General features: G+C 71.0%; 19 protein-coding genes, 1 tRNA gene and 1 other RNA gene. 10 read left to right on the top strand and 11 right to left on the bottom strand.

Annotation, left to right across the window (positions count from 1 at the left end; translation table 11 throughout):
* Positions 1-9: 9 nt before the first annotated feature.
* The 3 genes from FLP10_RS00485 to aceE all read right to left on the bottom strand — a co-directional run bounded on the left by FLP10_RS00485 (position 10) and on the right by aceE (position 4,986).
* Positions 10-930, bottom strand: coding sequence for an ACP S-malonyltransferase (locus tag FLP10_RS00485; RefSeq protein WP_149162003.1), 921 nt, complete (start codon positions 928-930; stop codon positions 10-12).
* A 100-nt stretch (positions 931-1,030) separates the two neighbouring features.
* Complete coding sequence (locus FLP10_RS00480) at positions 1,031-2,245, bottom strand: PucR family transcriptional regulator (protein ID WP_149159086.1); 1,215 nt, start codon at positions 2,243-2,245, stop codon at positions 1,031-1,033.
* Positions 2,246-2,259: 14 nt separating this feature from the next.
* Positions 2,260-4,986, bottom strand: coding sequence for a pyruvate dehydrogenase (acetyl-transferring), homodimeric type (aceE, locus tag FLP10_RS00475; RefSeq protein ID WP_149159085.1), 2,727 nt, complete (start codon positions 4,984-4,986; stop codon positions 2,260-2,262).
* A 161-nt stretch (positions 4,987-5,147) separates the two neighbouring features.
* Between aceE and FLP10_RS00470 the strand changes: the two genes are divergently transcribed.
* Entirely contained in the window at positions 5,148-5,612 is a 465-nt protein-coding gene (locus FLP10_RS00470) for a peroxiredoxin (RefSeq protein ID WP_149159084.1), read from the top strand.
* Between the two features lie 51 nt (positions 5,613-5,663).
* Here FLP10_RS00470 and FLP10_RS00465 read toward each other — a convergent pair whose 3' ends face one another.
* Positions 5,664-6,362, bottom strand: coding sequence for a hypothetical protein (locus tag FLP10_RS00465; protein WP_246150084.1), 699 nt, complete (start codon positions 6,360-6,362; stop codon positions 5,664-5,666).
* A gap of 54 nt (positions 6,363-6,416) precedes the next feature.
* Between FLP10_RS00465 and FLP10_RS00460 the strand changes: the two genes are divergently transcribed.
* The 4 genes from FLP10_RS00460 to rnpB all read left to right on the top strand — a co-directional run bounded on the left by FLP10_RS00460 (position 6,417) and on the right by rnpB (position 8,528).
* A tRNA-Val gene (locus FLP10_RS00460) sits at positions 6,417-6,489 on the top strand.
* A 48-nt stretch (positions 6,490-6,537) separates the two neighbouring features.
* On the top strand, positions 6,538-7,356 hold the full coding sequence (locus tag FLP10_RS00455; protein WP_149159083.1) for a Nif3-like dinuclear metal center hexameric protein: 819 nt from the start codon (positions 6,538-6,540) through the stop codon (positions 7,354-7,356).
* 34 nt (positions 7,357-7,390) lie between these two features.
* Complete coding sequence (locus FLP10_RS00450; protein WP_149159082.1) at positions 7,391-8,128, top strand: zinc ribbon domain-containing protein; 738 nt, start codon at positions 7,391-7,393, stop codon at positions 8,126-8,128.
* Positions 8,129-8,152: 24 nt separating this feature from the next.
* An RNA gene (gene rnpB, locus FLP10_RS00445) (RNase P RNA component class A) lies at positions 8,153-8,528 on the top strand.
* Between the two features lie 18 nt (positions 8,529-8,546).
* Here rnpB and ppgK read toward each other — a convergent pair.
* A complete protein-coding gene (ppgK, locus tag FLP10_RS00440; protein WP_149159081.1) occupies positions 8,547-9,305 on the bottom strand; it encodes a polyphosphate--glucose phosphotransferase in 759 nt (252 codons plus the stop codon).
* A gap of 42 nt (positions 9,306-9,347) precedes the next feature.
* Between ppgK and FLP10_RS00435 the strand changes: the two genes are divergently transcribed.
* Positions 9,348-9,533, top strand: coding sequence for an SPOR domain-containing protein (locus FLP10_RS00435; protein ID WP_149159080.1), 186 nt, complete (start codon positions 9,348-9,350; stop codon positions 9,531-9,533).
* A 15-nt stretch (positions 9,534-9,548) separates the two neighbouring features.
* Here FLP10_RS00435 and panB read toward each other — a convergent pair whose 3' ends face one another.
* Complete coding sequence (gene panB / locus FLP10_RS00430) at positions 9,549-10,403, bottom strand: 3-methyl-2-oxobutanoate hydroxymethyltransferase (protein WP_149159079.1); 855 nt, start codon at positions 10,401-10,403, stop codon at positions 9,549-9,551.
* 121 nt (positions 10,404-10,524) lie between these two features.
* On the opposite strand from panB, the gene FLP10_RS00425 reads away from it, so the two are divergent.
* Positions 10,525-11,862 (top strand): glutamine synthetase family protein, encoded by a 1,338-nt coding sequence (locus FLP10_RS00425; RefSeq protein WP_149159078.1) that lies wholly within the window; start codon positions 10,525-10,527, stop codon positions 11,860-11,862.
* Between the two features lie 8 nt (positions 11,863-11,870).
* Entirely contained in the window at positions 11,871-14,882 is a 3,012-nt protein-coding gene (locus FLP10_RS00420; protein ID WP_149159077.1) for a bifunctional [glutamine synthetase] adenylyltransferase/[glutamine synthetase]-adenylyl-L-tyrosine phosphorylase, read from the top strand.
* A gap of 132 nt (positions 14,883-15,014) precedes the next feature.
* Here FLP10_RS00420 and glnA read toward each other — a convergent pair whose 3' ends face one another.
* Positions 15,015-16,439, bottom strand: a complete 1,425-nt coding sequence (gene glnA / locus FLP10_RS00415; protein ID WP_149159076.1) for a type I glutamate--ammonia ligase — start codon at positions 16,437-16,439, stop codon at positions 15,015-15,017.
* 140 nt (positions 16,440-16,579) lie between these two features.
* On the opposite strand from glnA, the gene FLP10_RS00410 reads away from it, so the two are divergent.
* Positions 16,580-17,014: an RDD family protein gene (locus FLP10_RS00410; protein ID WP_149159075.1), complete on the top strand. Its 435-nt coding sequence runs from the start codon at positions 16,580-16,582 to the stop codon at positions 17,012-17,014.
* 65 nt (positions 17,015-17,079) lie between these two features.
* On the opposite strand, the gene FLP10_RS00405 is transcribed toward FLP10_RS00410, so the two are convergent.
* The 3 genes from FLP10_RS00405 to lipB all read right to left on the bottom strand — a co-directional run bounded on the left by FLP10_RS00405 (position 17,080) and on the right by lipB (position 19,497).
* Positions 17,080-17,793: a DUF4191 domain-containing protein gene (locus FLP10_RS00405; protein ID WP_149159074.1), complete on the bottom strand. Its 714-nt coding sequence runs from the start codon at positions 17,791-17,793 to the stop codon at positions 17,080-17,082.
* Positions 17,794-17,863: 70 nt separating this feature from the next.
* On the bottom strand, positions 17,864-18,853 hold the full coding sequence (gene lipA, locus FLP10_RS00400) for a lipoyl synthase (RefSeq protein ID WP_149159073.1): 990 nt from the start codon (positions 18,851-18,853) through the stop codon (positions 17,864-17,866).
* Entirely contained in the window at positions 18,850-19,497 is a 648-nt protein-coding gene (lipB, locus tag FLP10_RS00395; RefSeq protein ID WP_149159072.1) for a lipoyl(octanoyl) transferase LipB, read from the bottom strand. Before lipB ends, lipA begins: the two co-directional genes overlap by 4 nt.
* 107 nt (positions 19,498-19,604) lie before the next feature.
* Between lipB and FLP10_RS00390 the strand changes: the two genes are divergently transcribed.
* Positions 19,605-21,155 carry a hypothetical protein gene (locus tag FLP10_RS00390; RefSeq protein WP_149159071.1) on the top strand — a complete coding sequence of 517 codons (1,551 nt, stop codon included), beginning with the start codon at positions 19,605-19,607 and terminating at the stop codon, positions 21,153-21,155.
* Here the strand turns inward: FLP10_RS00390 and sucB are convergent.
* Positions 21,152-22,705, bottom strand: coding sequence for a 2-oxoglutarate dehydrogenase, E2 component, dihydrolipoamide succinyltransferase (gene sucB / locus FLP10_RS00385; RefSeq protein WP_149159070.1), 1,554 nt, complete (start codon positions 22,703-22,705; stop codon positions 21,152-21,154). The genes FLP10_RS00390 and sucB overlap by 4 nt on opposite strands.
* Positions 22,706-22,708: the final 3 nt, after the last annotated feature.

Here is a 22,708-nt window from a genome sequence, read left to right as displayed (position 1 = left end):
GAGGCGGTGTCAGGCGGCCTGGTCGAGCAGCTCGAACGCGGCGGGAAGGTCGTCGGGAGTCTTGACCGCGACCGTCGGCACGCCCTTGAGCGCGCGCTTGGCGAGGCCGACGAGGGCGCCGGCCGGAGCCAGCTCGACGATGCCCGTCACTCCGGCGTCCGCGAAGGACGTCATGCAGCGATCCCAGCGCACGGGCGACGAGACCTGGCCCACGATCAGCTCGAGGTACTCGGCTCCGCTCGCGACCCGCGACCCGTCGCGGTTGGTCCAGAGCGGCAGGGTCGGGTCGCTCGGGGTGAGCGAGGCCGCCTTCGCGGCGAGCCGCTCGACGGCCGGTGCCATGTATCGGGTGTGGAAGGCGCCCGCGACCTGCAGCGGAATCACGCGGGCGCCCGCCGGGGGCTCGGCGCGCAGCGCATCGAGCGCGTCGAGGGCGCCCGCGACGACGATCTGGCCGCCGCCGTTGAAGTTCGCGGGCTCGAGCCCGAGCGAATCGAGACGGGTGAGCAGCTCGGCCTCATCGCCGCCGACGACCGCGCTCATGCCGGTCGCGGCGAGGGCCGCGGCATCCGCCATCGCGCGGCCGCGCTCGGCGACCAGGTCGATCGCCTCGGTGCCCGACAGGATGCCGGTGGCCGCCGCCGCGGTGATCTCGCCGACCGAGTGGCCCGCGACGCCGCCGATGCGGGCGCGTCGGCCGTCGGCCGCGAGCGCCTCGAACGAGAGGATGCCCGCCGCGACGATGAGCGGCTGGGCGATCGCGGTGTCGCGGATCGTGTCGGCGTCGCTCTCGGTGCCGTGGCGCACGAGGTCGACGACCGCGGCGCCGGACAACTCGTCGAGGCGGTCGGCGAAGCCGGGCTCGGCGAGCCACGGAGACAGGAAGCCGGGGGTCTGGGAGCCCTGACCGGGGCACACGACGACGATCACCATCCCAGTCTCGCCAACCCGCTGGGGCGAGCGTGTGTGCACACGCGACAAGGCTCTCACCGAAGCCTTGTCAGATCACCACAGGCCCGGTGAGCTGGACTCAGCTCTGCGGGCGTCGCCGCGGGGAGATCTCGTGGTCGTTCATCGACCCCACGATGAGCGCGGTCTGCAGGATCAGCGCCTCACGGGCCCCGGTCGCGTCCCACCCGATCACGTCGGAGACGCGCTTCAGGCGATACCGCACGGTATTCGGGTGCACGAACAGCTCGCGGGCCGTCGCCTCGAGCGACCGGCCGTTGTCGAGGTAGCTCCACAGCGTCGACAGCAGCTCGGTCGAGTGCGCCTGCAGCGGGCGGTAGATGCGGTGAACGAGGGTCGCCTTGGCCAGCGCGTCACCCGCGAGCGCACGCTCGGGCAGCAGGTCGTCGGCGTGCACCGGCCGGGGCGCGTTGCGCCACGAGCGGGCGACGGCGAAGCCCGCCAGTGCCGCACGCGCGCTCTTCGAGGCATCCACGAGGTTCGAGACCTCGTGGCCGAGCACCAGATGTCCCGGCCCGAAGTACGGCTCGAGCTGCGTCGCGATCTCCATGAACGTGTTGGCCGGCGAGGTGCCGATCGCCTCTTCGTTCTCGGACGAGCGGGGCTCGGCACGGCCGATCACCACGACCAGCCGATTGCCCTGCACCCCCACGAGCACGTCGGCGTGCATGTGCCGGGCGGCACGGCGCACCTGGTCGACGTCGAACTGCTTCGGAGCGGTGCCCACGAGCACCGCGACCTCGCCGTGCCCGTGCCACCCGAGCGCGGCGATGCGGCTCGGCAGCTCGTCGTCGGCCTCACCGGTGAGGATCGAGTCGACGACGAGCGCCTCGAGCCGGGCGTCCCAGAGCCCGCGGGCTTCTGCCGCACGCGCGTACACGTCGGCGGCGGCGAAGGCGATCTCGCGCGAGTACAGCAGGATCGCCTCGCGCAGCGGCTCACCGCCGTCCTTGATGCGCTCCTCCACCACCTCGACCGTCACGCGGATGAGCTGCAGCGTCTGCTGCAGGCTCACCGAGCGCAGCAGCTCCCGCGGAGCGGCGCCGAACACGTCGGCGGCGATCCACGGCGTCGACTTGGGGTCGTCGAACCAGGCGATGAACGAGCTGATGCCCGCCTGGGCCACCAAGCCGACCGCCGACCGCCGACTCGGCGGCATGTCGCCGTACCACGGCAACGTGTCCTCGAGCCGCTTCAGGGTGCGCGTGGCGAGCTCGCCCGCGATGGTGCGCAACCACGCGAGCGTCTCCGCCTTCGTCCTCGGCTTCGCAGCCACCCCGGGGTCGCCCGTCAGCTCTCGCCGCCGGCCGTCCCCGTCGTGCCGGCGTTCACGTCATGCAGGCGATACTTCTCGATCGCCTGCGCGGCGGCCGAGGGGTCGACCTCGCCGCGCTCGGCGAGCAGCTGCAGGGTGCGGACGACGACCGAGGGTCCGTCGATCTTGAAGAAGCGGCGGGCGGCCGGGCGGGTGTCGGAGAAGCCGAACCCGTCGGCGCCGAGCGTCGCGTAGCGGCCCGGGACGTAGGCCCGGATCTGCTCCTGCACCGCGCGCATGTAATCGGAGACGGCCACGAACGGCCCCTGCTCGCCGGCGAGCTTCTGCGTGAAGTAGGCGTACTGCGGCGCCTCTTCGGGATGCAGGAAGTTGTGCTCGTCGGCCTGCTGGCCGTCGCGGGCGAGCTCGGACCAGCTCGTCACGCTCCAGACGTCGGCCGACACGCCCCAGTCCTCGGCCAGCAGCTGCTGGGCCTCGAGGATCCACGGCACCGCGACGCCCGACGCGAGCAGATGCGCCTTGGGACCGGCCACCTGCGAGGTCGAGATGCGGTGGATGCCGCGGACGATGCCCTCGACGTCGACGCCCTCGGGTTCGGCGGGCTGCACGAGCGGCTCGTTGTACACCGTGAGGTAGTACATGACGTTCGGGTCGGGGTGGCTGCCGCCGTACATGCGGTCGAGGCCGGCACGCACGATGTGGCCGATCTCGTAGCCGTAGGCCGGGTCGTACGCGACCGTGGCCGGATTGGTCGCCGCGATGAGCGGCGAGTGCCCGTCGGCATGCTGCAGGCCCTCGCCCGTGAGCGTCGTACGACCGGCGGTCGCGCCGATGAGGAAGCCGCGCGCCATCTGGTCGCCGGCCGCCCACAGCGCGTCGCCCGTGCGCTGGTACCCGAACATCGAGTAGAAGACGTAGATCGGGATGAGCGGCTCGCCCTGCGTCGAGTACGACGTGCCGATCGCGGTGAACGCGGCGAGCGCGCCGGCCTCGTTGATGCCCACGTGCACGAGCTGGCCCTGCGGGCTCTCTTTGTAGGCGAGCAGCAGTTCGCGGTCGACCGACGTGTAGTGCTGGCCGTTCGGGTTGTAGATCTTCGCGTTCGGGAAGAACGCGTCCATGCCGAAGGTGCGCGCCTCGTCGGGGATGATCGGCACCACGCGGTTGCCGAAGTCCTTCGAGCGCATGAGGTCTTTCAGGAGTCGGACGAACGCCATGGTCGTCGCGATCTCCTGGGTGCCCGAGCCCTTCTTGGCGATCGCGTACGCCGAGTCGTCGGGCAGCGAGATCGCGGTGTGGTTCGTGCGGCGCTCGGGCAGGTAGCCGCCGAGCGCGCGGCGGCGTTCGTGCAGGTACTGGATCGCCTCGTCGCTCTCGCCGGGGTGGTAGTACGGCGGAAGGTACGGGTTCTCCTCGAGCTGCGCGTCGCTGATCGGGATGCGCATCGTGTCGCGGAACGTCTTCAGGTTGTCCAGCGTCATCTTCTTCATCTGGTGGGTCGCGTTGCGACCCTCGAAGGCCGGACCGAGACCATAGCCCTTGATGGTCTTCGCGAGGATGACGGTGGGCTGGCCCGTGTGCTCGACCGCGGCCTTGAACGCCGCGTACACCTTGCGGTAGTCGTGGCCGCCGCGCTTCAGGCCCCAGACCTCGTCGTCGCTGAGGTGCTTGACGAGCTCGAGGGCGCGCGGGTCGCGGCCGAAGAAGTTCTCGCGCACGTACGCGCCCGACTCGGCCTTGTAGGTCTGGTAATCGCCGTCGGGCGTGACGTTCATGAGGTTGCGCAGCGCCCCGTCGTGGTCGCGGGCGAGCAGATCGTCCCACTCCCGGCCCCATACGACCTTGATGACGTTCCAGCCGGCGCCGCGGAAGAAGCTCTCGAGCTCCTGGATGATCTTGCCGTTGCCGCGCACCGGGCCGTCGAGGCGCTGCAGGTTGCAGTTCACGACGAACGTCAGGTTGTCGAGTCCCTCGTTCGCGGCGACCTGGAGCTGGCCGCGGCTCTCGACCTCGTCCATCTCGCCGTCGCCCAGGAACGCCCAGACGTGCTGGTCGGACGCATCCCTGATGCCGCGGTTGGTGAGGTACTTGTTGAGCTGCGCCTGGTAGATCGCATTGATCGGGCCGAGCCCCATCGACACGGTCGGGAACTGCCAGAACTCGGGCATGAGCCGCGGGTGCGGGTAGCTCGAGAGCCCGTTCGGCGCGTGCGACTTCTCTTGACGGAACCCGTCGAGCTGGTCGCCGTCGAGCCGGCCCTCGAGGAAGGCGCGCGCGTACATGCCGGGGGAGGCGTGCCCCTGGAAGAAGACCTGGTCGCCGCCGCCCGGGTGGTCGGGGCCGCGGAAGAAGTGGTTGAACCCGACCTCGTAGAGCGCAGCCGACGAGGCGTACGTCGAGATGTGGCCGCCGACCGCGATGCCGGGGCGCTGGGCGCGGTGCACGAGCATGGCCGCGTTCCAGCGGATCCATGCGCGATAGCGGCGCTCGATCTCCTCGTCGCCGGGGAACTCGGGCTCGTTCTCAGGGGCGATCGTGTTGAGGTAGTCGGTGGTCGGCACCATCGGCACGCCGAGGTGCAGCTCCTTCGACCGCTTCAACAGGCTCAGCATGATCTCCCGACCGCGCTGGTGACCCTTCTCTCCGACGAGCGCGTCGAGGGACTCGTTCCACTCGGCCGTCTCGTCGGGGTCGGCATCGTATGCTCCGACCGAGTACGGATCCTGGTCGTTGACAGTCACACTCGACCTCTCTCTTCAGCAGCAGGGGTGTCTGCGCACACGGCGCGCGCACGCGCGAACGGATCCCGTCCGGGGCGACGACGCCATCCTAATGAGTCTATGCCCGCCCGCGGTCCCACCGTCCGCGGTCGGGCAGGTCCGAACGCCCTTAGGCTGACGAGGTGATCCTCTCGCCCGGAGCAGTCGCCCCCGAGTTCGAGCTGCCCGACGCGTTCGGCGCGCCCACGTCGCTGCGGCGCCTCCGCGAGCGCGGCGCGGTGGCGCTCGTCTTCTTCCCGTTCGCGTTCTCGCGCACCTGCCACGGCGAGCTGTGCGAGCTGCGCGATCGGCTCGAGCTGTTCGAGGCCGAGGGCGTGCGACTGGCCGCGGTGTCGGTCGACTCGAAGTACGCCCTGCGGGCCTGGTCCGAGCAGGAGCGTTTCGGCTTCCCGCTGCTGAGCGACTTCTGGCCGCACGGCGCGGTCGCGCAGGCGTACGGCGCGTTCGAGGCGGATCGGGGCTTCGCGTCGCGTGCGAGCTTCGTCATCGATGCATCCGGTCTGGTGCGCGCCTCGTTCGCGTCCGCGGCCGGCGAGCCGCGCCCGATCGAGGCCTACCGGAGCGCACTCGCGGCGCTCCGCGGCTGAGCCGAGTTCCAAGCCCGCAGCCCAGCGCAGGGGCGGGATGCCCCGGGTCCCTCACGCGAGGATGTTCACGCTCCTCGCGATCACGAGCGCCAGGATGAGGAACCCGCCGAAGGCCTGCAGCGACCAGAGCAGCTTGAAGCGGGGCGACAGCGGCATCGCGTCGGTCGCGCTGAACGCCATCGAGTTCGCGAGCGTCGAGTAGAGGTAGTCGACGTAGCGGGGCGTCCAGTCGACCACCGCCGACGACCGCGCGGCGACCTCGGTCACGGCGTCGTCGTCCTCGTCCTGCGGGAACCGCAGGTCGGCGGGCGGCAGGTCGGCGCGCGCGAGCATCGTCCGCGCGACGGGGCCGCCGCGGTCGAGTTCCCAGTACAGCGTGGTGAACCCGATGACGTTCACCACCCAGACCTGCAGCGCGGCGACCAGCAGCCCCGGGGCATCCTGCTGCGGGTCGACGAGCGTTCCCAGCAGGAGCAGCAGCGTCACCTGGTTGGTCGCCACCAGCAGCGATGCGAACACGACCGACAGCCCGCGGGTCCACGGGGTCTGCCGGGTGAGGCGGTGCGGGTTGGCGACGACGAGCGGCACCAGCAGGGCCAGCCCGACGCCGACCACGATGTAGCGCTGCGGCCCGAGGATCGCGTTCGGCAGCAGTGCGTAGAGCGCGAGGGCCGCCGCGAGCGCGACGATCGCCGGCCAGCGATGCTCCGCGGTCGCGGTGCGGCTCGGATGCTGCCGCAGGGGCTCCATGCCCGCGAGTGTAGGCGCGCTCGACTACCATGGGCGTGCGCCGCACCGGCGCGGGGGCCTGTAGCTCAGTTGGTAGAGCGCCACGTTTACACCGTGGATGTCGTCGGTTCGAGCCCGGCCGGGCCCACTGACGTCGCACCGTCGCGAACGGATGCCTCGCGGCTAGGCTGAACGGATGCCAGTGCTGCTCGCCGAAGTGCTCGAGGTCGTCGACCGGTTGTGGCCCCTCTCGGGGGCCGAAGCCTGGGATGCTCCGGGACTCGTCACCGGCGACCCCGGTGCCGAGGTGCGGCACGTGCTCTTCGCCGTCGACGCCGTCGCCGCGACGGTCGATGAGGCGATCGAGCAGGGCGCCGACCTGCTGATCGCCCACCATCCGCTGCTGCTGCGCGGGGTGACGAGCGTCGCCGAAGACCGGTACAAGGGCGCGCTGCTGGCGCGGCTCATCCGCGGCGGCTGCGCCCTCATCGGCGCGCACACGAACGCGGACGTGGTCGAGACCGGCACCTCCGCGGTCCTCGCCGAGCGTCTCGGCCTGCTGGATGCCTCGCCGATCGTGCCGTCCGCCGACCCGGCGCGCGGGCTCGGCCGGGTGGGGCGGTTGCCGGCACCCACGACGCTCGGCCGGCTCGCGCGCACGCTGGCCGACCTGCTGCCGCCGACCGCCGGCGGCGTGCGCGTCTCGGGCGGGTACGACGACCCGGTCGAAACGATCGCGGTGTGCGGGGGAGCCGGCGACTCGTTGCTCGCCGACCCCGCCGTACGGGCCGCCGACGTCTACATCACCGCCGACCTGCGGCACCACCCGGCCTCCGAGGCGCGCGAGCAGGCGCTGCTCGTCGGGGGTCCGGCGCTCATCGACGTGTCGCACTGGGCCAGCGAATGGCTCTGGCTCGAGCGCGCCGCGGCCGAGCTGGCCGAGGCCTTGCCGGGGCTCGACATCCGGGTCTCCGAGCTCCGTACCGATCCGTGGGATTTCGCAGTCGTGCAATGATCGAACCCACCACGACCCCCACGAGGAGCACCACGTGAAGGCCACCCCATCCGCACAGCTCGACCTCCTTCGGGTGCAGGCGCTCGACACCCGGCTCGCGCAGCTCGCGCACCGGCTCGGCGCCCTGCCGCAGACCGCCGAGCTGGCCGAGCTGGCCACCCGCGACGACGTGCAGCGGCGCGCCCGCGCCGAAGCTCTCGGCGCATTGGAAGACATCCGCACCGAGCTTGGGCGCATCGAGTCCGACGTGCAGATCGTCGAGGCGCGCATCGCGCGCGATGGCGAGCGGCTCACGCACACCTCGTCGATGAAGGACGTCACCGCGCTCGAGTCCGAGCTGGTGTCGCTGCGCAAGCGCCTGTCCGATCTCGAAGACCAGGAGCTCGTCGTCATGCAGCGTGCCGAGGACGCCGAGCGCGTCGTCGCGTCGATCGACGAGGAACGCGCCGCCATCGCCGCCGACCGCCTGCGTCTCGAGGGCGAACGGGGTGACGCGGCATCCGCGCTCGATGCCGACCGCGTCGCGGCCGAACGCGACCGCGAAGCCGTCGCAGGCCTCGTGCCCGACGATCTGCTCGCGTTCTACGAGCAGCGTCGCACCCGCGGCGGCGGCGTCGGGGCGGCGCTGCTTCGCCAGCGCACCTGCGGCGGCTGCACCATCACGCTCACCGGGTCCGACCTCGAGCGTGTGCGCCGAGCCGCCGACGACGACGTGCTGCAGTGCCCCGAGTGCGACCGCATCCTCGTGCGCACCGACGAGTCGGGGCTCTGAGCCCGGTAGGCTGGAATGAGCGAGCGGGTCGGCAAGACGGTCGCGTCGCCCGAGCGATCGGGCGCCGAGGAACGTCCGGGCTCCGCAGGGCAGGACGGTGGGTAACGCCCACCCGGGGAAACCCGAGAGACAGTGCCACAGAGAACAGACCGCCGCGGGCCTTGGCACGCGGTAAGGGTGAAACGGTGGGGTAAGAGCCCACCAGCGGCCGCGGTGACGCGGTCGGCTCGGTAAACCTCGTCCGGAGCAAGGCCAGACAGGAGACCATGGGGCTGCCCGTCCCGTCTCCGGGTAGGCCGCTGGAGGGCTGCGGCAACGCAGCTCCGAGAGAGATGGCCGTCCAGCCGGTGTCGCGCAAGCGCCCGGTGAACAGAACCCGGCGTATCAGCCGGCCCGCTCGCCCCTCAGCCGACCGGCCTCAGCGTGCCGCGAGCGCCGCCGCACCCAGGATTCCGGCGTTGTTGCGGTGCCGGGCCGGCACGATCGGCGTGCGCAGGTCGAGCAGCGGCGCGAACGCGTCCCAGTGCTTCGAGACGCCGCCGCCGACCACGAAGAGGTCGGGAGTGAAGAGGAACTCGACGTGCGAGTAGTAGCGCTGCAGGCGCTTCGCCCAGTGCTTCCAGTCGAGGTTCTCGCGCTCCATCGCCGAGTACGCCGCCCGGCTCTCGGCGTCGTGCCCGTCGATCTCGAGGTGGCCGAGCTCGGAGTTCGGAATCAGCACGCCGTCGAAGATGAGCGCCGAACCGATGCCGGTGCCGAGCGTCGTGAGGATGACGAGGCCCTGCTGTCCGGCTGCGGCGCCGAACCGGATCTCGGCGTAGCCGGCGGCATCCGCATCGTTGACGAAGTGGATGTCCCGCTCGAGGATCTGCTCGAACCGGGGCTCGGCGTCCAGGCCGATCCACTTCTTCGACACGTTCGCCGCCGACAGCGTGCGACCCTGCTTCACGATCGCGGGGAAGCAGACCCCGACCGGCAGCTTCGCCTCGTCGCCGGCCACCGCGTCGAGCCGATCGAGCAGTTCGCGCGTCGACTCGAGGATGTCGTCGGGTTCGCCGCCCTCGGGGGTGGGAACCTTGATGCGGTCGGAGGCCAGTTCGCCGGTCTCGAGATCGACCACCGCCCCCTTGATCCCGGTTCCGCCGATGTCGATGCCGATCGCCTTCGTGCTCGCCATGGCGCCAGACTATCGCGCCGGGTCGGGGCGTAGGATCGGGCCATGGTCGACGACATCGAACACGCCTACTGGTACAACATGCGCACCGGCGAGGTCGAGCACGGCCTGCTGTCGCCGTCGGCCGACCGGGTCGGCCCGTTCCAGACCCGTGCCGAGGCCGAGCGGGCGCTCGAGAAGCTGCGCGAGAACAGCGCGAAGTGGGCCGAGGAGGACGCGGCCGACGCCTGAGCCGACCGCAATCCGTCACTCGTACGAGTGCTCGGGCCCCGGGTAGATGCCGTTCGCGACGTCGTCGCGCCATTCGTGCGCGGCCGTCGAGAGCACGCCCGCGAGGTCGGCGTACTGCTTCACGAACTTCGGGATGCGCCCGGTCGTGAGCCCCGCCCAGTCCGTCCAGACGAGGAGCTGGCCGTCGCAATGCGGCCCTGCGCCGACCGAGATCGTCGGGATGTCCAGCGCGTCGGTGACCTGCCGCGCGGCGTCCGACGGAACCATCTCGAGCACGACCGCGAAGGCGCCCGCCGCCTGCACCGACCGGGCGTCGGCCAGCAACTGCTCGACCTGGTCGCCGCGGCCCTGGATGAGGTGCCCGCCCAACCCGTGCTCGCTCTGCGGGGTGAAGCCGATGTGGGCCATCACCGGGATGCCCGACTGCACGATCCGGCGGATCTGCTTGTGGCTGCGTTCGCCGCCCTCGAGCTTGACCGCGTGCGCGCCGGCCTCCTTCATGAAGCGCACCGCCGTGTGCAGCGCCTCCTCGGCACCCGACTCGTAGGAGCCGAACGGCATGTCGCCGATCACGAACGCACGGCTCACGGCACCGGCGACCGCACGGGTGAGGGGGATGAGCTCGTCCACGGTCACCGGCAGCGTGGTGTCGTAGCCGAGCACGTTGTTGCCGGCTGAGTCGCCGACGAGCAGGAAGTCGACGCCGGCCTCGTCGAAGATGCGGGCGGTGAGCTGGTCGTAGCTCGTGAGCCCGGTGATCTTGATGCCGTCGCGTTTCGCGTTCTGGAAGTGCCGGGTGCGCACCCGCTTGACTCCGGGCGCAGCCTTGGCCGCGCCGCCGTACGGGTTCTGTTCGGACTGCTCTGGCATGGGCTCAGTCTGGCACAGCGGTGGTCGGCACCCGTTCGCGCGGGCGCCGTCATGACCCGCCTCATCGCCTGCCCCGGGGCGGTGCGAGCCACTACGCTGTGAGAAGCGAGGAAGGGTGTGGATGGACAAGCAGCGGGACTTCGTGCTCCGGACCATCGAAGAGCGAGGCGTCAAGTTCGTGAGGCTCTGGTTCACCGACGTGGTGGGCACGCTGAAGTCGGTCGCGATCGCGCCGGCCGAGGTCGAAGGGGCCTTCGCCGAGGGCATCGGATTCGACGGCTCGGCGATCGAGGGTCTGAGCCGCACCTTCGAGTCCGACCTGCTCGCGTTCCCCGACCCGTCGACGTTCCAGATCCTGCCGTGGCGTGGCGAGATCGACCCGACCGCGCGCATGTTCTGCGACATCAGCACGCCCGACGGCGAGCCCGCCGTGGCCGACCCGCGCAACGTGCTGAAGCGCACGCTCGCCCTGGCGGCCGACCGCGGATTCACGTTCTACACGCACCCCGAGATCGAGTTCTACCTGCTGAAGTCGTCGAAGTACGGCGCCGAGGGCCCGATCCCCGTCGACTCGGCGGGCTACTTCGACAACGTGCCGGGCGGCACGGCGCACGACTTCCGCCGTCGCAGCGTGCGGATGCTCGAGGACCTCGGCATCTCGGTCGAGTTCAGCCATCACGAGGCCGGCCCAGGGCAGAACGAGATCGACCTCCGCTACGCCGACGCGCTCGCGATGGCCGACAACATCATGACCTTCCGCACGGTCGTCAAAGAGGTCGCGATCGAGCAGGGGGTGTACGCGACGTTCATGCCCAAGCCCTTCTCCGAGCATCCGGGCAGCGGCATGCACACGCACCTGTCGCTGTTCGAGGGCGACCAGAACGCGTTCTACGAGGCGGGCGCTCAGTACCAGCTCTCGAAGATCGGTCGCCAGTTCATCGCCGGCCTGCTCAAGCACGCCTGCGAGATCTCAGCGGTCACGAACCAGTTCGTGAACTCCTACAAGCGGTTGTGGGGCGGCGGTGAGGCGCCGAGCTTCGTCTGCTGGGGTCACAACAACCGGTCGGCGCTCGTACGCGTGCCGCTCTACAAGCCCAACAAGGGGCAGAGCCACCGGGTCGAGTACCGCGCGATCGACTCGGCCGCGAACCCGTACCTCGCGTTCTCACTGCTGCTCGCCGCAGGGCTCAAAGGCATCGAAGAGGGCTACGAGCTGCCGCCCGAGGCCGAAGACAACGTCTGGACGCTGAGCGACAGCGAGCGCCGGGCGCTCGGCTACAACCCGCTGCCCGCGAGCCTCGACCACGCGATCGAGTACATGGAGGAGTCCGACCTGGTCGCCGAGACGCTCGGCGAGCAGGTGTTCAGCTATGTGCTCGCGAACAAGCGCGCGGAGTGGCGCGACTACCGCTCGCAGGTCACCCCCTTCGAGCTGCAGCGCAATCTCGAGATCCTCTGACCGCACGGATGTCTCGACAGCTTCCGATCCTCGGCGCCCTCGTGCGCGCCGGGTTCGCGGAACTGGATCGCGCGGCCGAGACGATCGCCGCGCTCTCCGCCGACACCGGGGTCTCGGTCGAGGCGCTGCTCGACGCATTCGCACGCGCGGCCGACCCCGACGAGGCGCTGCTGGCGCTGCGCCGGCTGCACGATCGCGCGGGCGAGGCCGTCGCGGGGCTGCTCGCCGATCCCGACGCGGCGGCGCGCACGGCGGTGCTGCTCGGGGCATCCCGCGGCTTCGCCGACTTCTTCCAGCGCAACCCGGCCGAGCTCGTGCTGCTGCGCGGCACGCCGAGGCGGCCGCTGGGGCAGCCCGAGGCATCCGCCGTGCTCGCCGAGGTGATCGCGACCGCCGCCGCCGCACCGGGCGCGACCGACGAGCAGGTCGTGCGCTCCCTCCGGGTCGGCTACCGCCGTCTGCTGGCCGGCATCGCCGTGTGGGATCTCACGCGCACCAGCCCGATCGACGCGCTCGACACGGTCGCGACCGGGCTCGCCGATCTCGCGGGCGCAGCCCTCGACGCCGCGCTCGTCGTCGCCCGTCGCGTCGTTTCGGGCGGCGACTCCGAGCCGGCGGCGCCGGGCCGCTTCCCCGAGGACGAGGTCGCGGCGACGCGGCTCGCCGTGATCGGCATGGGCAAAGCGGGTGCGCGCGAGCTCAACTACGTGAGTGACGTCGACGTGATCTTCGTCGGCGAGTCCGCGGATGAGGCGGCGGTGTCGTCCGCACGGGCGATCGAGATCGCGACGCGCATCGCGATGGTGGCGATGCGCGCGATCGCCGAGTCGGGCATCGAGCCGCCGCTCTGGGAGGTCGACCCGAACCTGCGCCCCGAGGGCAAGGACGGCGCGCTGGTGCGCACGCTCGACTCGCACCTGCAGTACTACGACCGCTGGGCCAAGAGCTGGGAGTTCCAGGCACTGCTGAAGGCCAGGCCGCTCGCCGGCGATGTCGAGCTCGGCGAGGGCTACTGCGCCGGCGTCGCGCCGAAGGTGTGGTCGAGTTCATCGCGGGAGGGCTTCGTCGAGTCGGTGCAGCGCATGCGCGAACGCGTGACCGAGCACATCCCCGCGGCCGAGGTCGAGCGACAGGTGAAGCTCGGCCCCGGCGGCCTGCGAGACATCGAGTTCACGGTGCAGCTGCTGCAACTCGTGCACGGCGCGACCGACCCGGCGATCCGACAGGCTGGCACCCTGCCGGCGCTGTCCGCCCTCGCCGAGACCGGCTACGTCGGTCGCGAGGAGGCGGCCGAGTTCTCACGTGACTACCGCGTGCTGCGGGTCATCGAGCATCGGCTGCAGCTGGCTCGGTTGCGTCGCACGCACCTCATGCCCACGGATGACACGGAGCTGCGTTCGCTGGCACGCGCCACCGGGCTCGCGCGCACCGCCGACGAGCTGCGCTCGGTCTGGCAGGGCACCAAACAGCGCGTGCGCGGACTGCACGAGCGACTCTTCTACCGACCGCTGCTGTCGGCGGTGGCGGCGTTGCCTGCCGACGGCCTCGAGCTCACGAGCGAGCAGGCCGAGGCCCGGCTCGCCGCGATCGGCTTCCGCGACCCGCATGGCGCGCTCGCACATCTCGGCGCGCTCACCGCGGGGGTGTCGCGACGCGCGACGATCCAGCGGCACCTGCTGCCGGTGCTGATCTCGTGGATCGCCGAGGGCGCCGACCCCGACTACGGGCTGCTCGCGTTCCGCCGCGTGAGCGAGGCGCTCGGCACCACCCACTGGTACCTGCGGCTGCTGCGCGACTCCTCGGACGCGGCGATGCGACTGACCCGGGTGCTGTCGGGCTCGCGGTTCGCCGGCGAACTGCTGGAGCGCATCCCCGAGGCGGTCGCGTGGCTCGAGGACATCGACGAGCTGCGACCCCGCCCGCTCTCGGCGCTGCGCGACGAGGCCCGTGCCGTGCTCACCCGGCACGCCGACGCCGACGCCGCGGCGAAGGTGCTGCGCGCCGTCCGCCGGCGCGAGGTGCTGCGGCTCGCGATGTCGGCGATCCTCGACGTCTGCACGGTCGAGGAGCTCGGACACGGGTTGAGCGACGTGACCGAGAGCCATATCGCCGCGCTCGTCGAGGCGATTCGACGCGACGGCGTCGGCGGCATCGAGTTCGCGGTGATCGGCATGGGGCGGTTCGGCGGGCGCGAGCTCGGCATCAGCTCCGACGCCGACATCATCTACGTGTACCGGGCGATCGACGTCGATGGAGATGTCGCCGCGCGCGAGGCACTGCGCATCGTGGCCGAGCTCGGGCGGCTCAGCACTGACGCCCGGCTGCCGTTCGAGCTCGACGCGGACCTGCGCCCCGAGGGCAAGAACGGCGTGGTGGCCCGGTCGATCGAGGCGTACCGCGCCTACTACGCGCGCTGGTCGCTCACCTGGGAGGCCCAGGCGCTGCTGCGCGCGCGCGCCGTCGCCGGCGACGCCCGGCTCATCGCCGAGTTCACCGAGCTCGCCGACCAGATCCGATACCCCGACGAGATCTCGGAACGCGACATCCGCGAAGTCAAGCGCATCAAGGCGCGCGTCGAGAACGAGCGGCTGCCGCAGGGTGCCGATCCCGCGCGGCATCTGAAGCTCGGCCGCGGCTCGTTGAGCGACGTGGAGTGGTTCGTGCAGCTGTTGCAGCTCGAGCATGCGTCGAAGATCCCTGAACTGCGCACGACGTCGACGCTCGATGCGCTCGACCGCGCGCTCGGTGCCGGGCTCCTCGTCGACGCCGACGCACGCGCGCTGCGCGAGGCATGGATCTTCGCGTCACGGGCGAGGTCGGCGCTGACGCTCTGGCTCGACCGCACCACCGACGTGCTGCCGGTCGACCGGGTGCAGCTCGAGGGGGTTGCCCGCATCATGGGCTACCCGCCCGGATCCGCCTCACGCCTCGAGCACGACTACCTCGGCGTCACCCGGCGTGCTCGAGCGGTGTTCGAGCGCGAGTTCTACGGGTTGGCGCCGCGGCCGGCGCGGGGCTGAGCTCGGCACGCGCCCGGTCTCGAGACGCGTCCGACCGCGTCGGCCCCTCCTCGATCGGCGAGCTCGGAAACAGGGGAGGGGTCGCACCGCCGAAGCGGTGCGACCCCGTGGGGACTGCAGGGGGGCAGTCGGTCAGACGCCGTAGTAGAGCTCGAACTCGAAGGGGTGCGGGCGCTGGGCCAGCGGCTTCAGCTCCTTCTCGCGCTTGTAGTCGATCCAGGTCTCGATGAGCTCCTTGGTGAACACGCCGCCCTCGAGGAGGAAGTCGTGGTCGGCCTCGAGCGCTTCGAGCACGGCGTCGAGCGTGCCCGGCACCTGCGGGATCGACTTCGCCTCCTCGGCGGGGAGCTCGTAGAGGTCCTTGTCGACCGGCTCGTGCGGCTCGATGCGGTTCTTGATGCCGTCGAGGCCGGCCATGAGCTGGGCGGCGAAGGCGAGGTACGGGTTGCCCGAGGCGTCCGGTGCACGGAACTCGATGCGCTTGGCCTTCGGGTTGGTGCCCGTGATCGGGATGCGGATGGCCGCCGAACGGTTGCCGGCCGAGTACACCAGGTTGACGGGCGCCTCGAAGCCCGGCACGAGGCGGTGGTACGAGTTCACGGTCGGGTTCGTGAACGCGAGCACCGCGGGAGCGTGCTTGAGCAGCCCGCCGATGTACCAGCGGGCGATGTCGCTGAGGCCGCCGTAGCCGGCCTCGTCGTAGAACAGGGGCTGGCCCTCGTTCCAGAGCGACTGGTGGGTGTGCATGCCCGAGCCGTTGTCGCCGAACAGCGGCTTCGGCATGAACGTGGCGGTCTTGCCCCACTGGTCGGCCGTGTTCTTGACGATGTACTTGAACTTCAGGATGTCGTCGGCCGCGTGCACCATCGTGTCGAAGCGGTAGTTGATCTCGGCCTGGCCGGCGGTGCCCACCTCGTGGTGCGCGCGCTCGAGGATGAGGCCCGCATCGATGAGCTTCAGCGAGATGTCGTCGCGCAGGTCGGCCTGCTTGTCGGTCGGGGAGACCGGGAAGTAGCCGCCCTTGTACGGGGTCTTGTTGGCGAGGTTGCCGCCCTCCTCGACACGGCCCGAGTTCCAGGCCGCCTCTTCGGAGTCGATGAAGTGGAACGCGCCGTTCTGCTTCACCTCGTAGCGCACGTCGTCGAAGATGTAGAACTCGGCCTCGGGGGCGAAGTAGGCGGTGTCGGCGATGCCGGTCGAGGCGAGGTACTTCTCGGCCTTCTTGGCGACCTGACGCGGGTCCTTCGCGTAGATCTCGCCGTTGCGCGGGTTGTAGATGTCGAAGATCATGACCAGCGTGCGCTCGGCCCGGAACGGGTCGACGTACGCCGTCGTCACATCGGGGATGAGCTGCATGTCGGACTCGTGGATCGACGCGAAGCCGCGGATCGACGAGCCGTCGAAGAGCTGGCCGACGGTGAAGAAGTCCTCGTCGACGGTCGACGCCGGGATGTTGAAGTGCTGCTGCACGCCCGGGAGGTCGGTGAAGCGGATGTCGAGGAACTTGACCTCCGTCTCCTTGATGAACTTGAGGACTTCAGACGAATCACTGAACATGTGACGACACTCTCCAGGGCGACGGGTTGTGGCGACGGGCGCTTTGCTCGGCCGTAACCGACCGTACTCAGGGGCGGTTTCCCGACCGTGACGCGATTGTTTCGACCGTGTTACGCCATGCCGGAACGTAGAATCGTCGGGTGCCAGAATCCCCACCGACCACCTTCGGCGATCTCGAACCCAGTCGTTGGCCCGGTGAGCGGCTCGGCCTTCCGAATACGGGCCGAGGCTCGGTGGGCCGCGTCGGGCGCCGGCTCGGCGCCATCCTCGTCGACTGGCTCATCGCGAACCTCATCGCGCTCTTCTTCGGCCCGTACACCTCGACGGCGCAGACCATCGCGACGCTCGTGATCTTCGCGCTGATGCAGGTGCTGCTCATTCCGACCATCGGCGGCAGCATCGGCCACCGCCTGTTCGGGCTGCAGATCGTGCCGCTCATCGGCGGGTGGGTCGGCCCGTGGCGGCCGGTGGTGCGCACGCTGCTGCTCGTGATCGTGCTGCCCGCACTCGTGTGGGACTCCGACCAGCGCGGGTTCCACGACAAGGTGGCCGGTACGGTGCTCATCCGGCGCTGAGCATGCGGAACGGGACATCCGATCGGATGCCCCGTTCTCGCGACGTCGAAGCGGAACGCTGCCGCTCAGCGCATGCGACCGCGCTGCGGGCGCGCCTTCATCGGGTCGATGCCCTTCGGAATCGGCAGCGACGACTGCAGCGAGTTGAGCCGGTTCGACACGGCGACGACCTCGGGCTTGGTGATGACGCGCTTGGTCTTGCGCAGCGTCGCGGCGAGGCGGTGCAGCGGCACGTCGCCCTCGTCATGGCCGACCGACATCAGGGTGATCGGCACGTTCGGCAGCACGCGGGCGACCTTCCGCTGCTCGTCCTCGAGCATCCGACGGGTGCGCGACGCCGGACCCTCGCTGATCAGGACGACACCGCCGCGGCCGACGGCGCGGTAGACCGCGTCCTGCGTCTTGCCGTTGACGGCGACCGGCATCTCGTTGCCCATCCATCCGCCGCGCAGGCCCCCGCGCAGCACCGCGCCGACCGCGCCGGGCTGCCCGTCGATCTGCGAGTAGGCGGCACGCTCGGCGCGGCGGCCGAGGATCACCATTGCGATCAGCAGACCCGCCAGCACGCCGGCGACCACCCAGAGCGTGATCGTCAGGGCGTTGCCGGCGCTCAGCCAGAGCGCGAATGCGAGTGCGACCGCCACCGGCGCGAGGAAGCCGAGCAGCATGAGCCAGGGCGCCGTCGAGTCGTAGCGGCGGGTCATCTGGAAGACCTGCCACATCTGCTTCAGGCGGCCGGGCTCCTTGGGGGCGGACGCGGAGTCCTTGGTGCGTGCCATGCCGTCTAGGATACCGGCGGCCGGGGCCGCCGCGGACCGCGCTGCGCGACCTCGGCGGCCCCGGCCCGGGTCATCCGACGGCCTGTGCGAAACCGGCCGATTCGTCGGCCAGGTGCGCGAGGTCGGCGGGAAGTTCGCGGCCCTTCGCACGCATCGACTGCGCCCAGAGCCGCCCGGCCCGGTAGGACGACCTGACCAGCGGCCCCGCGAGCACACCGAGGAATCCGATGCGTTCGGCCTCGGTCTTCAGCTCGACGAACTCCTCGGGCCGCACCCAGCGCGCGACCGGCAGGTGACGCGGGCTCGGTCGCAAGTACTGCGTGATCGTGATGATGTCGGTGCCGGCGTCGTGCAGGTCGCGCAGGGCCTGCGAGATCTCGTGGCGTTCCTCGCCCATGCCGAGGATGAGGTTCGACTTCGTGATCAATCCGGCCTCGCGCGCTGCGGTGAGCACGCCGAGCGACCGGTCGTACCGGAACGCCGGGCGGATGCGCTTGAAGATGCGGGGCACGGTCTCGACGTTGTGCGCGAACACCTCGGGCTCGGCTGAGAAGACCTCGGCGAGGTGTTCGGGTCGGCCCGAGAAGTCGGGCACCAGGATCTCGACGCCCGTACCGGGCGACTGCCGGTGGATCTCGCGGATCGTCTCGGCGTAGAGCCACGCGCCCTCGTCGGGTAGGTCGTCGCGGGCCACGCCCGTGACGGTCGAGTATCGCAGTTGCATGCGCAGCACCGACTCGGCGACCCGGCGCGGCTCGTCGACGTCGTATTCGGCCGGCTTGCCGGTGTCGATCTGGCAGAAGTCGCACCGACGGGTGCACTGGGAACCGCCGATGAGGAACGTCGCCTCGCGATCCTCCCAGCACTCGTAGATGTTGGGGCAGCCGGCCTCCTGGCAGACGGTGTGGAGTTCCTCGCTCTTGACGAGCGCGTGCAGCTCGCGGAACTCCGGCCCCATCTTCGCGCGCGTCTTGATCCACTCGGGCTTGCGCTCGATCGGGGTCTGCGCGTTGCGCACCTCGACGCGGAGCATCCGCCGACCGTCGGGTGCCGCGCTCATGCGGCGACCGCCGTGAGGTGAGCGCCGAGCGCGGAGTCCAACCGTCTGCGAACGGGCTCGGCGACGTCGGCCGGGGTCACCTCGTGGCCGAGGATTCGCGAGATCGTCGTGACCCCGGCATCGCGGATGCCGCATGCGACGATGCGGTCGTACGGTGCGAGGTCGTTCGAGCAGTTCAGGGCGAAGCCGTGCATGGTGACGCCGCCTTCGACGCGGATGCCGATCGCGGCGATCTTGGCGTCCCGACGCTCGCCGGTCCAGACGCCTGAACGGCCCTCGACGCGGTGGCCTTCGACGCCGGTCTCGGCGAGCACCTCGATCAGCACGCCCTCGAGCAGCCGGACGTAGCCGACGACGTCGATCGGTTCAGGCAGGCGCACGATGGGATAGCCGACGAGCTGCCCCGGGCCGTGCCAGGTGATCTTGCCGCCCCGGTCGACGTCGACGACCGGGGTACCGTCGCTCGGTCGCTCGTCGGGGGCGGTGCGCTTGCCGGCGGTGTAGACCGACTCGTGCTGCAGGAGGATGACGGTGTCGGGGCGTTCGCCCGCGACGACCGCGCGATGGACGGCGCGCTGGAGGGTGAGTCCCTCGAGATACGGCACGGAGTTGGCGCTTAGCCCCGTGTCGACGTAGTCGAGCATGGGTCGAGTCTACGAGTCGTCCTCCCCAGTGCGGCTCGGCGTGGCGAATCCTCACGATCGGGTGACGGATGCCTCGTCCGCCCGTGTGCCGGCGCCAGGCTGGCGGCGTGATGGGCGACAGGCACGACGAACCCGACGACGCGCAATCGATCGCGGGGTACCGGGTTCTGCGGCGTGCGGCGACGGGGGAGCGCGCCGTGCTGTACCTCGCGACCGCAGGGGCTGGTGGTGGAGCAGCCGGTTCCGGGCCGGACGACGGCTTCACCCCGAGCGCGGATGACCCGCCGCAACTCGTGATGCTGCGCGTGTACCCCGCGGCCACCGACCCCGAGCGGCTCGCGGTCGACGTCGAGGCCATGTCGGGGGACCCCGGATCGGCGTATCCGCACCTCCTGGATGTCGCCACCCTCGCCGACGGACAGGTCTGTCTCATCGTCGAGCGCCTGAGCGGACCGAGTCTCGCGGCGATACTGCGCGACCGAACGTTGAGTGCCGGCGAGGCGGTGACCGTGCTCGCTCCGATCGCCGCCGAGCTCGGGCGTCTCGCGCGCCGCGGGCTCGCTCCGACGCGCCTCGGCACCGCCGACGTGGTGTTCGACGGTGCGGGCCGGCCCCGGCTCCTCGGTACGGGAGCGCTTGCGCGCATCGCGGGCGACGCGGTCGAGCCGACGACCCGAATCGAGCGGCAGCGGGAGTCGCACGCGGCCTTCGCAGCGCTCGTCGGCGAGGTGGCGCAGGCGAGCCGCCCCACGGCGCCCATCGACGGCGTACGGGCACTGATCGAATCCCGGCTCGCGGCGCGGCCGTTCGTGCCAGATCCCGAGGCGTTCGAACGCGCACTCTTCAACGCTGCGGCGCCATCGCCGGTGGCGGGGCATTGGGACGGCGGTGTCGTGCGCAGGTCGGTGGCCCCGCCACCGTCGGCGGTGCTGCTGCGTCCGGCCCGCGCGCTCGTGCCGCCGGCCGACGAAGGTTCGCACGCAGAGGCAGAGGCTCCTGATGGCGGGGGCCCGCTGGGCGGGCTCGCCCGGCTCACCGGCGACCTGCTCGCCGTCCCGCGCTCCGACGATCGTCGGAGTCAGCGCCGGGTCGCGGCGACCGGGTCGATCGGCACCCGTGTCCGCGATGCGATCCGCCGGCGTCGCGCGCCACTCGTGTTCGCGACCCTGATCGGCGGTGCAGCCCTCGTCCTGGCTCTCACCGTGGTGCCCCCGAACGGTCGCGCGGCCGACTCGAATGCGAATGCGAGCGACGAGTCGACCGAAGCCGGATCGACGGTCGTCGGATCGGAGGCCCACGACCTCGGGGCGAGCCCGACGCCCGGCCCGAAGCCGGTGCTCCGCGACGATCCCGCAGCGGCCGTGGCCGAGCTGTTGCAGGATCGCGCCGGATGCCTCGCCGATCTCGATCTCGCCTGCCTCGAGACGGTCGATCAGCCGGGATCGGCGCTGGTGGCCGCCGACCGCGACGCGATCCTCGGCGCACGCGAGGGCGGTTCTGTCGCGATCGAGGCATTCGACCTCGACCACGTCACCGTGCTCGGGTCGATGGGCGCGGCGTGGCTGGTGCAGGTGCCGTACCCCGACGATCGCGAACCGGCCTCGGTGCTCGCGATGAGCACCGAGGCCGGTTGGCGTCTGCGGGAGATCTTCGACTAGATGCCGAGGTCGGCCTCGAAGTCGCCCTCCTCGAGGCGCGCCTTGACCGCCGTGAGGAACCGGGCGGCGTCGGCACCGTCGATGATGCGGTGGTCGTACGAGAGCGCGAGGTAGACCATCGAGCGGATGGCGATGGCGTCGGAGCCGTCTTCCGAGATCACGACCGGGCGCTTGACGACCACACCCGTGCCGAGGATCGCCGTCTGCGGGAGGAAGACGATCGGCGTGTCGAACAGCGCGCCGCGCGAACCGGTGTTGGTCAGCGTGAACGTGCCGCCCGAAAGCTCGTCGGGCTTCAGCTGGTTGTTGCGCGTGCGCTCGGCGAGGTCGGCGATCTGGCCGGCGAGGCCGGCGATGTCGAGCTCGCCCGCATCGCGCACGACCGGGGTGAGGAGGCCCCGCTCAGTGTCGACCGCGATCGAGAGGTTCTCGCCTTCGGGGTACACGATGGAGTCGCCGTCGACGGTCGAGTTGATGATCGGGTACGCACGCAGCGCCTCGACGGCCGCAAGGCCGAAGAACGGCAGGAAGCTGAGCTTGTTGCCGGTCTTCTCGAGGAACTCGCCCTTCACGCGGTCACGCAGACGTGCGACGCGTGTGACGTCGACCTCGACGACCGAGGTGAGCTGGGCGCTCGACTGCATCGACACGACCGCGCGCTCGGCGACGACCTTGCGCAGGCGCGTCATCGGCTGGGTCGTGCCGCGCAGCGGCGACGTCTCGAGCTGCACGCGAGGTGCCTGGGCGGCAGCGGCCGGAGCCGCCTGCGCACTGAGCACGTCCTGCTTGCGGATACGGCCGCCGACTCCGGTGCCGGTCACGCTGGCGAGGTCGACGCCCTGCTCGTTCGCGAGCTTGCGCACGATCGGGGTGACATAGCCGGCAGGGCCGCTGTGTGCGCCGCCCTGCGAGGGGGCTTCGGCGGGCGCAGCAGCCGGGGCGGGTGCCGGAGCCGCGGCCGGAGCGGGCGCAGCAGCCGGAGCCGGAGCCGCCGCGGGAGCCGGAGCGGGCGCTGCGGCGGGTGCCGGTGCCGCCGCGGGTGCCGGAGCCGGAGCGGGTGCTGCGGCGGGTGCCGGAGCCGGAGCGGGTGCTGCGGCGGGTGCCGGTGCTGCGGCGGGTGCCGGTGCCGGAGCGGGCGCGGCAGGCGGAGCGGGTGCCGCGGCGGGTGCTTCGGCCGCCGGTGCCGGAGCGGCAGGAGCCGCCGGCTCCGGCGCCACGGGCGCGGCAGGTGCTTCAGCAGCCGGGGCGGGAGCCTCGGGCGCTGCGGGCGCCTCCTCCACGGCGGGCTCGGCGGGAGCCGCGGCAGCGCCCGAGCCATCGCCGATCGTCACCAGCGGGGTGCCGACCTCGACCGTCTCGTCCTCCTGGACGAGGATCGCCTCGATCACCCCGGCGACGGGGGAGGGGATCTCGGTGTCGACCTTGTCGGTCGAGACCTCGAGCAGCGGCTCGTCGACCTCGACACGGTCGCCGACGTTCTTCAGCCAGCGGGTGACCGTGCCTTCAGTGACACTCTCACCGAGTGCCGGGAGGCTGACGGATTCGCTCATGCG

This window comes from Agromyces intestinalis, assembly GCF_008365295.1.
GTDB classification, from domain to species: Bacteria; Actinomycetota; Actinomycetes; order Actinomycetales; family Microbacteriaceae; genus Agromyces; species Agromyces intestinalis.
This window is presented reverse-complemented; position numbering and strand designations above follow the sequence as displayed.